The organism is Paraburkholderia saeva (assembly GCF_907164555.1).
GTDB classification, from domain to species: Bacteria; Pseudomonadota; Gammaproteobacteria; order Burkholderiales; family Burkholderiaceae; genus Paraburkholderia; species Paraburkholderia saeva.
In genome coordinates, this window is the sequence record NZ_CAJQZC010000013.1 from 16,210 (window position 1) to 29,602 (window position 13,393).

The 13,393-nt window shown below is 61.8% G+C and carries 14 protein-coding genes; 4 read left to right on the forward strand and 10 right to left on the reverse strand.

What is annotated here, in order from left to right:
• Positions 1-77: 77 nt before the first annotated feature.
• Both LPA36_RS25815 and LPA36_RS25820 read left to right on the forward strand, forming a co-directional pair.
• Positions 78-1,490 carry an aminotransferase-like domain-containing protein gene (locus tag LPA36_RS25815; RefSeq protein WP_228883203.1) on the forward strand — a complete coding sequence of 471 codons (1,413 nt, stop codon included), beginning with the start codon at positions 78-80 and terminating at the stop codon, positions 1,488-1,490.
• A 32-nt stretch (positions 1,491-1,522) separates the two neighbouring features.
• Positions 1,523-1,807 (forward strand): helix-turn-helix domain-containing protein, encoded by a 285-nt coding sequence (locus tag LPA36_RS25820; RefSeq protein WP_228883000.1) that lies wholly within the window; start codon positions 1,523-1,525, stop codon positions 1,805-1,807.
• A gap of 68 nt (positions 1,808-1,875) precedes the next feature.
• Here LPA36_RS25820 and dhaK read toward each other — a convergent pair whose 3' ends face one another.
• The 10 genes from dhaK to LPA36_RS25870 all read right to left on the reverse strand — a co-directional run bounded on the left by dhaK (position 1,876) and on the right by LPA36_RS25870 (position 11,127).
• Entirely contained in the window at positions 1,876-2,865 is a 990-nt protein-coding gene (dhaK, locus tag LPA36_RS25825; protein ID WP_228883002.1) for a dihydroxyacetone kinase subunit DhaK, read from the reverse strand.
• A gap of 17 nt (positions 2,866-2,882) precedes the next feature.
• The gene (gene dhaL / locus LPA36_RS25830) at positions 2,883-3,512 is read right to left on the reverse strand and encodes a dihydroxyacetone kinase subunit DhaL (protein WP_228883003.1); all 630 of its coding nucleotides are present in this window, start codon (positions 3,510-3,512) and stop codon (positions 2,883-2,885) included.
• Positions 3,509-4,537 (reverse strand): ABC transporter ATP-binding protein, encoded by a 1,029-nt coding sequence (locus LPA36_RS25835; RefSeq protein ID WP_228883005.1) that lies wholly within the window; start codon positions 4,535-4,537, stop codon positions 3,509-3,511. The genes dhaL and LPA36_RS25835 overlap by 4 nt, the downstream gene beginning before the upstream one ends.
• The gene (locus tag LPA36_RS25840) at positions 4,530-5,633 is read right to left on the reverse strand and encodes an ABC transporter ATP-binding protein (protein ID WP_228883007.1); all 1,104 of its coding nucleotides are present in this window, start codon (positions 5,631-5,633) and stop codon (positions 4,530-4,532) included. The genes LPA36_RS25835 and LPA36_RS25840 overlap by 8 nt, the downstream gene beginning before the upstream one ends.
• A gap of 2 nt (positions 5,634-5,635) precedes the next feature.
• On the reverse strand, positions 5,636-5,833 hold the full coding sequence (locus LPA36_RS25845) for a hypothetical protein (RefSeq protein ID WP_228883008.1): 198 nt from the start codon (positions 5,831-5,833) through the stop codon (positions 5,636-5,638).
• A complete protein-coding gene (locus tag LPA36_RS25850) occupies positions 5,830-6,783 on the reverse strand; it encodes a carbohydrate ABC transporter permease (RefSeq protein WP_228883010.1) in 954 nt (317 codons plus the stop codon). Before LPA36_RS25850 ends, LPA36_RS25845 begins: the two co-directional genes overlap by 4 nt.
• Positions 6,780-7,736, reverse strand: coding sequence for a carbohydrate ABC transporter permease (locus tag LPA36_RS25855; protein ID WP_228883011.1), 957 nt, complete (start codon positions 7,734-7,736; stop codon positions 6,780-6,782). Before LPA36_RS25855 ends, LPA36_RS25850 begins: the two co-directional genes overlap by 4 nt.
• A gap of 109 nt (positions 7,737-7,845) precedes the next feature.
• Positions 7,846-9,174, reverse strand: a complete 1,329-nt coding sequence (locus tag LPA36_RS25860) for an ABC transporter substrate-binding protein (RefSeq protein ID WP_228883013.1) — start codon at positions 9,172-9,174, stop codon at positions 7,846-7,848.
• A gap of 111 nt (positions 9,175-9,285) precedes the next feature.
• Positions 9,286-10,305 carry a LacI family DNA-binding transcriptional regulator gene (locus LPA36_RS25865; RefSeq protein ID WP_228883015.1) on the reverse strand — a complete coding sequence of 340 codons (1,020 nt, stop codon included), beginning with the start codon at positions 10,303-10,305 and terminating at the stop codon, positions 9,286-9,288.
• A gap of 393 nt (positions 10,306-10,698) precedes the next feature.
• Positions 10,699-11,127 (reverse strand): hypothetical protein, encoded by a 429-nt coding sequence (locus tag LPA36_RS25870; protein WP_228883016.1) that lies wholly within the window; start codon positions 11,125-11,127, stop codon positions 10,699-10,701.
• Positions 11,128-11,303: 176 nt separating this feature from the next.
• Between LPA36_RS25870 and LPA36_RS25875 the strand changes: the two genes are divergently transcribed.
• The gene (locus LPA36_RS25875) at positions 11,304-11,993 is read left to right on the forward strand and encodes a TetR/AcrR family transcriptional regulator (RefSeq protein ID WP_228883017.1); all 690 of its coding nucleotides are present in this window, start codon (positions 11,304-11,306) and stop codon (positions 11,991-11,993) included.
• A gap of 85 nt (positions 11,994-12,078) precedes the next feature.
• Positions 12,079-13,371 (forward strand): hypothetical protein, encoded by a 1,293-nt coding sequence (locus LPA36_RS25880; protein WP_228883018.1) that lies wholly within the window; start codon positions 12,079-12,081, stop codon positions 13,369-13,371.
• Positions 13,372-13,393: the final 22 nt, after the last annotated feature.

The window sequence follows — 13,393 nt, forward strand, 5'->3', positions numbered from 1 at the left end:
AAAATGTGAAATCCAGGGAGTACAGTTAGAAGAGTCGGGCTACACTGATGGCATTCCCTGTCCGGACCTTCTTCGCCGTGAAGCTCTACGAGAAACTCGCCGACGAAATCGAGACCGCCATTCGCAATGGCGTTTTCGCTGCGGGCGAGCGCATTCCGTCGGTGCGGCAGGCAAGCGAACGCCAGGGCGTGAGCATCAAGACGGTGCTGCACGCGTATGCGCTGCTCGAAGGGCGCGGCGTGGTCGAAACGCGGCCGCAGTCCGGCTATTTCGTGCGCGAGCTGGTCCGCACGCATGCTGCGCGAGCCAGCTCGCCACAGGCGCCCGCTGTCGCTTCCGAGGTCGACGTGAGCCGGCTCGTGCTGTCGACGCTTCGCAGCATCCGTGCGAACGACGCGATGCCGCTCGGCTCGCCGTATCCCGACCCATCGCTCTTCCCGTGGCGCAGGATCAACCAGTACGCGAACGCGATTGCGCGACGGCACGCGAGCTGGAACCTGATGGACGACCTGCCGCCCGGCAATCCCGAACTGATCCGCCAGATCGCACGGCGTTACGCCGAAAACGGCGTGCCGGTCGACCCGCAGGAAATCGTCATCACCATGGGCGCAACCGAGGCGATCAACCTCAGTCTGCAGGCGGTCGCGAAACCGGGCGACACCGTCGCCGTCGAATCGCCGACGTATTACGCGATGCTGCACGCGATCGAACGGCTCGGCATGCGCGCGATCGAAGTGCCGACGCATCCCGTCGAAGGCATCGATCTCGAAGCGCTGGCGCAGATCATCGCGCGCGAGAAGATCGCGGCGTGCATGGTCATGCCGAACTTCCAGAATCCATTGGGCTTCCAGATGCCCGACGCCCGCAAGCGGCAACTGGTCGAACTGCTGGCCGCGCACGACATTCCGGCCATCGAAAACGATGTGTATCAGGAGCTGTACTACGGCGAGGCGCGGCCTTCGACGCTGAAGAACTTCGATACGCGAGGGCTCGTTCTGCATTGCGCGTCGTTCTCGAAGAGTCTGACGGCTTCGTACCGGATCGGCTGGGCGATGCCCGGGCGCTATCGTGCACAGGTCGAGAAACTCAAGTTCCTGAATACGCTGACGACGCCTTCCGTGCCGCAGGTCGCCGTCGCCGACTATCTGCGTCAGGATGGCTACGACAGGCATCTGCGGCACGTGCGCCGGGTTTACCGGCAGCAGGCGCGCCTGATGACCGCCGCCGTGCAGCGGTTTTTTCCCGAAGGCACGCGCACGTCGGCGCCGCAGGGCGGTTACGTGTTGTGGGTGGAACTGCCGGAGCGCGTCGATTCAATGCGGCTCTATCAGGCGGCACTCGCACGCGGTATTACGATCGGGCCCGGTTACATGTTTTCGACGCGCAACGAGTTTCACCATTTCATCCGGCTGAACTACAGCTACGCATGGACGCCCGCAACGGAAACTGCGCTGAGGACGCTAGGGGAACTCGTTGCGCAGATGGCTTGAGAACACACTACAAGCACTGAACGGAGACGCACATGAACGATGAGATCGATCCCGCGCTGATCGCCGTGCTCGCGCAGCTCTGGCGCGCCACGCAGGAAACACCGGAGCGCGCGTGGTCGCTGGCGAAGCTCTCCAAACAGGCGGGCCTGCCGATGAGTGGCTTGCGCCGTCAGTTGACGGCGCTCGTCGATGGCGGCTTTGTCGATACGACGTTCGACGAGGCAGGCACCGGCACCGCACGTTTGACCGATGCCGGACGTGCGTTGTGTGCGGCGCTCTTCGATGAGGGGCGAGCATCAGGGCAGCAATACCATTGAAGTGACTGAAGGCATCCCACGATCCCGCAACGGGCCGCCCTCATACGCCCTTCAACCGCTCCAGACTGCTACCGCCCCCACCGCAATCCCGGCGTATGCACGGCACTATCCCAATGCCGCATCATTTCCGCGTCGAGCACGCAGAGCGTGATCGACGCGCCGGCCATTTCCAGCGATGTCGTCAGCGAACCGACCTGCGCGCGCGCAATACGCAAGTCATGTTGCTGCAACCACGCGCGCGTGGAGTTAAAGAGCAGGTACAGCTCGCCAAGCGGCGTGCCACCGAGTCCGTTGATGAGCACCAGTAACTGCGCATCCGACGCGGGCTTAAGGTCGTCGACGATAGCCGTCAGCAACTCGGCGGCGATCGCATCGGCCGGTTCGAATTTCGCGCGACGTCGGCCCGGCTCGCCGTGAATGCCTACGCCGACCTCGATCTCGTCGTCACCGATCTTGAACGTCAGCGTGCCCGCAGCCGGCACCGTGCAGCTCGTGAACGCGACGCCCATCGACGCGGTCCGCTTGTTGATCCGGTCACCGAACGTCTTGCACTCTTCGAGATTCGCGCCGCTTTCCGCCAGGCTGCCCACCAGTTTCTCGACGATCACTGCGCCCGCCACGCCGCGACGCCCTGTCGTATAGCTTGAATTTTCGACGGCGACGTCGTCGTTGATCAGCACCATCGCGTTCGCCACGTCCGACATCTCCGATGCCATTTCGAAGTTCATCAGATCGCCCGAATAGTTCTTCACGATGAACAGCACGCCCGCGCCAGTATCGACGGCCTTTGCCGCGGCCATCATCTGGTCGGGCGTCGGCGACGTGAAGATCTGTCCGGGGCACGCCGCATCGAGCATGCCGTAACCGACGAAGCCAGAATGCAACGGCTCGTGCCCCGAGCCGCCGCCTGAGATCAACGCGACCTTGCCGGGCTTCAGTTCCTTGCGTCGCACGAAGAGCGGTTCCTGATTCAGTACAACGAGATCGGCATGCACTGTGGCGAACCCCACCAGACTCTCGGCAAGGAAATCGTCGACGTGGTTGATAAATTTCTTCATGGTCTCCGCTCCTTTCGTTAGCCGTTTTGCGCGAGCCGCGCGCAGACCGCCGTGATCATCAACTGGCTGGAACGCGCACCCGGATCGATGTGGCCGCGTGAACGCTCACCGAGAAACGACGCGCGGCCTTTAGTGGCGAGCATGTCGCGCGTCGCGAGCATGTTTTCTTCCGCGACCTTCGGCAACGCCTCAAGCACGGCGGCTTTTGGCTCGCCCGCCACTGCAAGTTCGTCGAAACGCGCGGCGACTGGAATCAGCACGTCCATCATCGTCTTGCTGCCAACTCCTGTCTTGCCGCGCTGCCCGACCGCCTCGACGCCCGCGGCATAAATGTGCGCGAAGCCGGCGACATCCATTGCGTTACCCGCCGATGCTTTCGCCATGCCGTTAAGCAGCGAGAAAAACAGCGGGCCCGACGAGCCGCCAACCGTAGACAGCACCTTCGATGCAGCCAGGTCCAGCGCCGCGCCGAAATCTTCCGCTTCGATATCGGCGCGTACGGCGAGCAGTGCCTCCATGCCGCGCAGGAGATTGAAAATATGATCGCCGTCGCCGATCTGCTGGTCGAGCAGCGCGATTTCGTCGGTGTGTTCCTTAAGCGATGCATATGCGGCGTCGATGCACGCCATGACCGTTTTGCCGTTCATGTCGGAATCCTCCTGCCGTCGGCCCGGAAATAGAGAAGGCTGCGCGGCGGCATCGAGACGCCGACCGACTGCCCTGGAGTGAAGTTGCGTTCGGCAACGGTCGTCGCGACAACGGCCGTTCCTTCACGATCGAGGATCAGCAGATGGCGCAACGGCGAATACTCGAGCACCCTGAGGTTGAGGGCGTCGCCCGTCGGCTGCGATTGCGCGTCATGCAGCACGATGTCCTCCGGCCGGATCGCGACGGTCGCGGTGCCTGCCGGCATACCCGCCGGATCGAACAGCGCGGGTGGCAGCAAATTGATAGGCGGTGATCCGAGACGCTGCGCGGCGCCAAGCGAAACAGGGTTGCCATAGACTTCGCGCGGCGTGCCCAGTTGCACAAGCCGGCCGTGTTCGAGTATGCCGATGCGGTCGGCGAGCGTCGTCGCTTCAACCTGGTCGTGCGTCACGTAGATGATCGTCGCGCCGATCGTGCGGTGCAGCCGCTTGAGTTCGATGCGCAGTTCCTCGCGCAGCTTGGCGTCGAGCGACGACAGCGGTTCGTCCATCAGGAACACCTTCGGCTGCCGCACGAGCGCCCGCCCTATCGCGACGCGCTGCATCTCGCCGCCCGACAGATGCGTCGCCATGTTGTCGAGCTTCGATTCCATATGCAGCATTTCGGCGACGGCCTGAACGCGTGCGCGGATTTCGGATTCGCTGCTGCGCCTTCTGGGTGAGCGAAGCGGAAACGCAAGATTGCCGAATACCGTCAGATGCGGATAGAGCGAGTATTGCTGGAAGATAAACGCGACGTCGCGATCCGACGGATGAACGTGCGTCGCGATTTCGCCATCGATCAGCACGTCGCCGCCATCGGGCTTTTCGAGGCCCGCGATCAGCCGCAGCGTAGTCGTCTTGCCCGCGCCGCTCGGGCCGAGCAGGACGACGAACTCACCGTCCTTGACGTCGATGGAAAGATCGTCCACCGCGACGATGTCGCCAAAGCGTTTCGATACGTTGCGCAACTGGATTTCAGCCATGGCTGTCTCCGTTAGCGGGAATCGTGCGCGCCGCACCTGGCAGCAGGCGCGTCGTAGCGGCGTCGTACAGCAGCGTGCGATCCTTGTGAAACGAGAGGCCCACGGCCGTGCCGGCCGGCAGCCCGTCGTCCTTGCCGGCCCGCACGCGTACGATGCCAAGCGCCGTCTCGACCACCAGCACCTGATGCGAACCGAGATATTCGTCGGCGATCACGTTGCCGCGCAGCGGGCCGTGATCGTCGATAAATATGTGCTCGGGACGAATACCCAGCAACACGCTCGCCGCGTCGGCGTCGCAACGCGGTACCGAAACCGGCGCGCCTTGCAGCAGAACCTGCTCGCTTCCCGCTGTCACGCCGCCATCGACGCGCAGAAAATTCATCGGCGGGCTGCCGATGAAATTGCCGACGAACACCGTCGTGGGAAAGTGATAGATCTCGTGCGGCGATCCGGCCTGCAACACTTCGCCCTTGTTCATCACGACGATGTCGTCCGCCATCGCCATCGCTTCGCTCTGGTCGTGCGTAACATACACAGTCGTCGCGCCCAGCGCGTTGTGAAGCTTGCGCAACTCCAGACACATCAGCTCGCGGAAATCGGCGTCGAGCGTGCCAAGCGGTTCATCCATCAGAAAGGCTTTCGGCTGCCGTACGATCGCGCGGCCCAGCGCCACGCGCTGACGGTCGCCGCCAGAGAGGCCACCGGTCTTGCGGTCGAGAATGTTTTCAATGCGCAGCATGTGCGCGGCGGCATCGACGCGCCGCACGATTTCCTGGCGCGACACATGTTCGTTCTTGAGCGGGAACGCGATGTTGTTGCGAACCGTCATGTGCGGATACAGCGCGAACATCTGGAACACGAAGGCGATGTCGCGTTGCCGCGCGCGCAGCGCGGTCACGTCTTCGCCATCGATGAGTATCTGGCCCGACGTCGGCAGCTCGAGGCCGGCGATCATGCGCAGCGTGGTGGTCTTGCCGCAGCCCGAAGGGCCGAGCAGCACGACAAAACGACCCGCCGTGATCGTCAGACTGGTGTCGCGCACCGCGGTGAAATCACCGAAGCGTTTGTGCAGGTTGGCGAGAACGATCGTGGACATGATCAATCGGGAAAATGACTGGTGACGACGAACGCAAGCGCCCCCACCAGAATGACGGGAAACGACCAGGTGTAAAGCGCGAGCGAAAAAGGCTGGACCAGCATGGCCGTGCCCAGCCCGATCACAACGGTCGATGCCCCTTCGCTATAATTGCGCCGCAGGAAGCGTCGGCGCGGCGTCGTATGGGTCGTCTGATTCATTTGCGCACCGCTCCGAAAGTGATACCGCGCAGCAGATGCTTGCGCAGCACGACGGTGAAGAAGAGGATCGGCAGCACGAACAGCGTCGTCGCGGCTGCTACCGCCGGCCAGTCCTGGCCGCCCTCGCCGATGATGAACGGGATGAACGGCGGCATCGTCTGCGCATCGCCGCTCGTGAGCAGCGACGCAAACGCATATTCATTCCACGCGAAGATCAGACAGAAGATCGCCGTCGCGGCGATCCCGGTAATTGCCTGCGGCAGCACGACCTTCACGAACGCCTGCAGGCGCGTATAGCCGTCGACAAGCGCCGCTTCTTCATACTCGCGCGGAATCTCGTCCATGAAGCCCTTAAGCAGCCACACCGCCAGCGACACGTTCACCGCCGTGTACAGCACGATCATGCCGACGTAGCTGTCGCTCAAGCCCAGCGCGCGATACATCAGGTAGATCGGAATGGCGACGGCTATCGGCGGCATCATCCGCGTCGAGAGAATGAAGAAGAGCAGATCGTCGGCGAGCGGCACCTTGAAGCGCGAGAACGCGTAAGCCGCCAGCGTGCCGAGAAACACCGCGAGAAACGTCGAGCCAAAGCCGATCACGAGCGAGTTCATGAAGCGCGGCAAAACCTTCGAAGGCCCGGCGATCACCATGTTGCGCTTGCGCACATCGCGCTCGTACCACGTCTGTGCCGGCGGCAGGCTCGCAATGAACTCCGGCGTCTGGCGCGAGCGGATCGTGAAGAGATTCACGTAGCCTTCCATCGAAGGATGGAATACGACGACAGGCGGATAGGCGATCGCATCTTCCTGCGTCTTGAAGCTGGTCAGGAAAATCCAGACCATCGGCAGCGTGGCGATCAACGCATACGCAATCACGATCGTGGCGGCCACGCGCTTGCCGCGCGGCGTCGCGGCCACGACCGAATGTTGGGAGGTGGTCGGTCTCATCGCTGTTTCACCCGGTTGAGCGCCTTCACGTAGATGTTCGCCGCGCCGAACACCGTGACGAACAGGATGATCGCAAGCGCCGACGAGTACCCCGTCTGCCACTTTTCGAACGCCGCGCGCTTGAGCGTAATCGACACGGTTTCCGTCACGGAGCCGGGTCCACCCGACGTCAGCAGATTCACCATGTCGAACATCTTGAAGTTCTCGATGCCGCGAAACAGCACGGCAAGCATCAGGAACGGCAGCGTCATCGGCAGCGTGATTGACCAGAACTGGCGCCACGGCGTGGCGCGATCCACTTCCGCGGCTTCGTAGATGTAGTCGGGAATCGAACGCAGACCGGCGAGGCAGATCAGCATCACGTAGGGCGTCCACATCCACGTGTCGACCATGACGATCGTCCACGGAGCAAGCGGCACGTCGCCGATCATCTGGAACGAGGCCGGCGCGATACCTGTAAAGAAACTGACGATGTCGTTAAAGAGGCCCGTTTGCGGTTGCAGCAGGAACGTCCAGAAGTTACCCACCACGGCCGGCGACAGCATCATCGGCAGCAGGATCAGCGTGGTCCAGAAACTGTGGCCCCGAAACTGCCGGTTGATCAGGAGCGCAAGACCGAATCCAAGCAGCACTTCAAGACCGACCGACCAGAAGATGAAGCGCGCTGTGACCTGCATGGCGTACCAGATGTCTTCGTCGGTCAGAATGTCGATGTAGTTGTCGATGCCGACGAAGCGCGCGGGCACACTCGGCATGTTCGACTTGAAGTTCGTGAACGACAGCCGCAGCGCCCAGATCAGCGGAAAGATGTTGATCGCGAGCAGCAGCAGAATGGTCGGAAGAATGAAGAGCCATGCGATCGTGCGATCCGACAGCCCGCGCAGGCGCGCGCTCATGCGCGTCTGCGCGGCCGTTTCAATGCCGTGCGGCGGAAAAGGCTTGTTTGCCAACATGCCTGCCTCCTTTAAGCGAACCCGCACGCGTATCCTGCACACGCGATGCGGGTCCAGTCTTCATACACCTGATGCGCGTTGATGCGCGTTGATGCACCTTGATGCGCGCTTACTTGCCAGCATCCTTGAAAACCTTGTTCCAGTCTTTCACGAGCAGATCGAGCGCATCCTTTGCGCTGCCCTTGTCGGCCACCACGTAGTCATGCACGCGCTTTTGCATGTCGAGCAGCAGTTCGGCATACGTGGGCTCGGCCCAGAAGTCCTTCACGATCGCCATCGACTTCAGGAACGCAGGGGCGAACGGCTGGCTCTTGGGGAAATCCGGCGCATCGACCACTGACTTCGCCGCCGAATAGCCGCCCAGTTGCCACCATTTCTTCTGCACGTCACCCTGGGCAAACCATTTGATGTATTCGAGTGCGTCGTCCTTGTGATCCGAGTACGACACCACCGAAATACCCTGACCGCCAAGCTGCGTGAACTGCTTCATCTCCTTCGGGTTCACGAAGAAGCCGATCTTGTCGCCGCCCACATTCGGATCCTTGTAAAGACCCGGGAAAAACGCAAACCAGTTCATCTGCATCGCGACCTGGCCGGACTTGAATGCGTCGAGGCCTTCCTGCATGTAGGCGTTCGTCATGCCGGGCGCCGTGCAACACTTGTAAAGCGCCTTGTAGAACTCAAGGCCTTTAACCGCACCGGGCGAGTTGACGAAACCATCCAGCTGATACGGCTTCTTCGGGTTTTCATATTCGAAGCCGAAGTTGTAGAGCATGTTCGTCACGCCCATCGTGATGCCTTCGGAACCGCGTTCGGTAAAGATGTACGCGCCGTATACCGTCTTGCCATCGATCTTGCGGCCCTGGAAGAACTCGGCGGTCTGCTTGAGTTCATCCATGGTTGTCGGCGGTTCAAGTTCGCGTTTGTATTTCTGCTTGAACTCGGCGCGCAGTTCGGGGCGCGCAAACCAGTCCTTGCGATACGTCCAGCCGACCGCATCGGCCATTGCCGGCAACGCCCAGTAATTCGGCGTGTTCTTTGGCCACTCCGCATAGCCGACCACGGTAGCCGGCACGAAGTCGTCCATCGAGATCTTGTTCTTCGCGAAGAAGTCGTTGAGCTTGACGTAGTGACCGTTCACCGCCGCGCCGCCAATCCACTGACTGTCGCCGATAATCAGGTCGCACAGCTTGCCGTGTGAATTGAGTTCGTTGATGAAGCGATCCGCGTAACTCGTCCACGGCACAAACTCGAACTTCATCTTGATGCCCGTTTTGGCGGTGAAATCCTTCGACAGTTCGACGAGTGCGTTGGCCGGGTCCCAGGCCGCCCAACACAGCGTCAACTGCTTGCCCTGCGCGTGCGCGCCGCCTGCCATGCTGAGCCCCAGCGATAGCACGGCCGCAGCCATTACCCTTGCTGACGTAAGACGAAACATGAGTCTTCTCCTTGTGTTCTTCCGGTCTCCAACCTGTCAGGCAGCGCCCATGCGCCGGGCGCCGTGTTTCGGCTCTTGCGGATCTGACGAACGGTCCGCGTGTCGCGAGCATCAGGCATGCGCATTCTCACGAAGATAAATTCGGGTTTCCGGCGTCGGAATGGCAAGCGCGCCCCGCACGTCGTTCAGAAAATTGATGGCCGCAAGCCCGGCCCAATGCACGATGCCGCGCACGTCCTGATCGAGGATCACGTCGATCGCACGCCCGGATAGCTGCGCGCGGGTTTCGGCCGTGCATTCGTGACCGACCACAATGAGACGGGCCTTGTCGCCGGATTCCATCAGCGAGGAAGCAATGCCTGAAATGCCGCCGCCCGTCGCATACACGCCGACCAGATCCGGATGACGCGCGAGCAGCCCTTGTACGGCAAGTCCTGCACCATCGTCGTCTTCGGCAAAGTCCGGTTCGGCGACCCAGCGCAGGTTGCGAAAATCCTCTTCGAGTACCTGGGAAAAGCCGGTGCGACGCTCAAGCTGATCGTGCAGGCGCGACGATGCCGAGAGCACCGCAACCGTGCCGATGCGTGCGCCAAGAAAGCGTCCCATCAGCAATCCGGCCGTGCGCCCCGCGATGCGGTTATCGACACCGACATAGGCCGCGCGACGGCTCGACGGCAAATCGGAGAACACCGTGACGACAGGCACACCCGCTTCGTTCATCTCTTCGATCAGCCGTTCGACCCACGGATAGTCGAGCGGCACGAGTACCAGCGCGTCGTAGTCGACGGCCTGTTCGGCGAACGTCGCGGTGTCACGCTGGCTGGAAAAGTCGCATCGATAGAAAGAAGGCGTGATGCGATGTTCGCGAAAGAAGCTCGCCGACAGCGCGATGTCGCGCTCGACGTGATCGAGAAAGCGGGAGTTGACCTGCGGCAGCACGAAGGCCACGCGAAATGAATTCGGCTTTGCTGGCCGCCCGCGACTTGCGCGTTCGTCGCGAAGGTTCGCGAGCGCGATATGCACGCGTTCAGCCGTTTCCGGACGCACCGCCTGGTCGTCGCGCAGCACACGGTCGACCGTGGCCACGCTCACGCCGGCGCGACGCGCAATCATCATACGTGTAGCCGGCATGTGTCTCCTCCGTTGCCGCGCTGTGCATCTTTTGCCGATGCCGCTTTACATCAAGTTAGTTTTTTCCGGCACAAATGCAAGTTTTTTCGCGTCATTAAATGCATCATTTTTGATGGCTTAAATGGAGCAAGCGTTGAAAAGCAATCTTTCGCTGCGCTGCAGGACCGGACGGCCGTGAGCGCGCGTTTCCCTTTACAGCTCTATCGGAGACCTAAGAAAGATATGTGAAATGCAGCGAATTGCTGCGCCACGTCATGGCTTCCATGACGGCGCCCTGACGGATGCGGTCGCCCGCGTTTCGCGATCGGGGAAAATGTCTGAAGATACTTCGCACGACGTCGATACCCGTCACACGCGCATCGATGCCGTCACGCAAACGAGCAATGCAGACGTCTACGGCTTTGTTGTCTCCGGGCCGCCGCCGGACGCCGCGGCCCGCGTGTTCTTGATCCGGAATCGCAAACGGTTGCAATCGCCCTTCGCGCGCTCGGCGTAGGCCTGCGGATTGGTGGTGCGCAGCGTCTGATACTGCAGAAGCGAACGTTCCTGCTGGGTCCAGCCGTAATTCCACTGATAGTCGAAGTCGTTCGCCTCGGGCGTCGAAGCGCGCAGCTTCGCCTTGTAGTGCGCAACCTGATCGGCGGTGAAGCCGCACACTGCACTTCCGAAATGTGCAGCCCGGCCCGCTGACTGGATGGCCTCGTCGGCGCTGTGCAGTTGGCCCCAGGCGCCTGCCGACCATCCCGCAGCAGCAAGCAGCATGGCAGCGGTTACTCGTTGCGGATGCATCATCACGCCTCCGTTCGATATGAAGTCCAGCATACCGCGAAACCACCTCGGCCTGAATGCGTGACATCAACGGCGGCCCGCTTCATGGCTCCCCCCGCCGCCATTTTTATCTCTTTAATGCGGCTCAGGGAAATCACCTGGCAAAAACGACGCGGTAAACCGGTACGATCGTACCAGTACGACCGTACCAAAACCATTTCGCCTCCCACGTGACCCAAAACCCGTCTAGCACCCGAGCCTCAACCGAACCGAGCCCGAAAACGCGGCTCATTGAGGAGGCCATCGCGCTCTTCGCGCAACACGGCATCGAAGGCGTCTCGTTCCGCACGCTGAACAAGGCGGCCGGCGTGTCGAGCCAGAACGCCGTGTATCACTACTTCGGTGACATGTGGGGTCTCGTCGAGGCGGCGATCAAGGTCGCGGTCAAACAGTATCTCGACGGCGTCAGCGCGATTCTCGATGAAGCCGAGGCCGCGCACGCGGCAGCCAATACCGGCGATGCACCGCTGCCGCTTTCGACCGTCGTCGAAGCGCTGGTGCGCCCGATCGTGCGCATTTCGGCCACGCCTTCGGGCATGGCGAGCCTGCAGTTCCTGACTCGCATGATTGGCGGCTCCGGTGCGCGCGGCAAGGAAGTCATCGCACGCGAATGGCGCGAAGTCGCGGTGCGGGTCAACGAACTGGTCTATCGCGCGGTGCCCGCGAACGGCCGCGAAGCCGCGGGCGCCAAGGCGCTTTTCGCATTCAATACCGCGCTCAACGTGGTCACCGATATCGGACTCGAAGCTTACTGGCCGCTAGAGACGACCAGCGTAAGCCGGCTCGACCGCTATCTGCTCGACTATATCGAGGGCGGCATTCGCTTCAGCTCGAAGCAACCTTCAGGCGACAACACCTGATTACATAAAACAGGGAGACGTACAGGCCATGAAATCATCCACAAAGATTGGGTCATCCATTCAATCAGTTGTACTTGGCATTTCGATGCTGCTGAGTACCTCGCTGCTGTCGGCATGCGGCGGCGACATTCACCAGGAAACACCCGACACCCCCGCGAGTTTTGCCGTTTCGCATGCAATGTCGACGTGCTTCTGGCAAGGCCCGTATGGCACGTCGCCTGCCGACACCAATATTGCCTACCCGGATTCCGGTGCGACTTACTGGTCAGCCGTGTTCAAGGTGCCGACCGGCACGCGCGTATTCCTCAAGGGGCAGTTTCCCTATTCGCGCTACATCTCGTACAACAGTTACCGCACCGACAACTCGCCCGCCTCTGCGCTGACCGACTATCAGATCACACCGGACGCGGGCTCGACCAATCCATTCGTCGATGGCGCGATCCGCTACGCGCCGGCTCGCAACTATGCGGTCGAAGTCGTGCCGACAGCGCAAGCGGGCGCAGCCGCCCCGAACACGCTTTACGCCGATAGCGACTTTGGCCAGACGATCACGATCTGGTATCGCGTCTACGCTGCGGACAAGGGCGCGGACACCACGGGCGGCGTCGGCCTGCCCGATCTTCAGGTGCAGCAACCGGACGGCACGATCCTGACGGGCGCGCAGGCATGCAACGTTCTCTCGCCCGCGCAGACAACGCTGCCGGGCCCGGTACTGCCTCCCGCGACGTACAGCGCACTGCGCGACCAGCCCGGCAAGCCGGCGGGATTTCCGGGCGTGAATCCGGCAGTGTGGATGGCGCAATACAACTCGCAATACGGTCTGGGCTGCATGTTCCTCGGCAAATGCGGTGGCACGCCGGTGCGTCAGGTCGCGTACTTCGCGAACCTCGATAACGCGTACGTCACGGCGCTGATCAGCCGCGCGTACGGTCCGGTCGTCGTGCTGCACGGTCGCATTCCAGTCACGCCGAAGACGTTCAACAACGTCGCCAGAATGACGTCCGGCCAGATCCGTTACTGGTCGATGTGTACCAACGAGTTCTATACGCAGAAGGGCACGTCGTGCCTCTACGACGAGCAGGTACCGACGGATGCGAACGGCAATTACACGATCGTCGTCAGCCGGGATGCGGATCGCCCCGTCAATGCGACGACGGCATGCGGCCGTGGCTTCCTGACGTGGTCGGATGCGGGCGACGGCGCCGGCCACACCGACGACGGTCTGCTGATCATGCGCAATATGCTGCCCGCAGCGGATTTCACGAACGCGATCCAGAACACGAAAACGCCGGGCGACGAAAGCGCCGTCATCGGGCCGTATCTGCCGGACGTCAGCTACACGACCAAGGCAGCGTTCGAGGCGCAGGGTTGCAAGTGAGCGTAAGCGCATAGACCTTGCG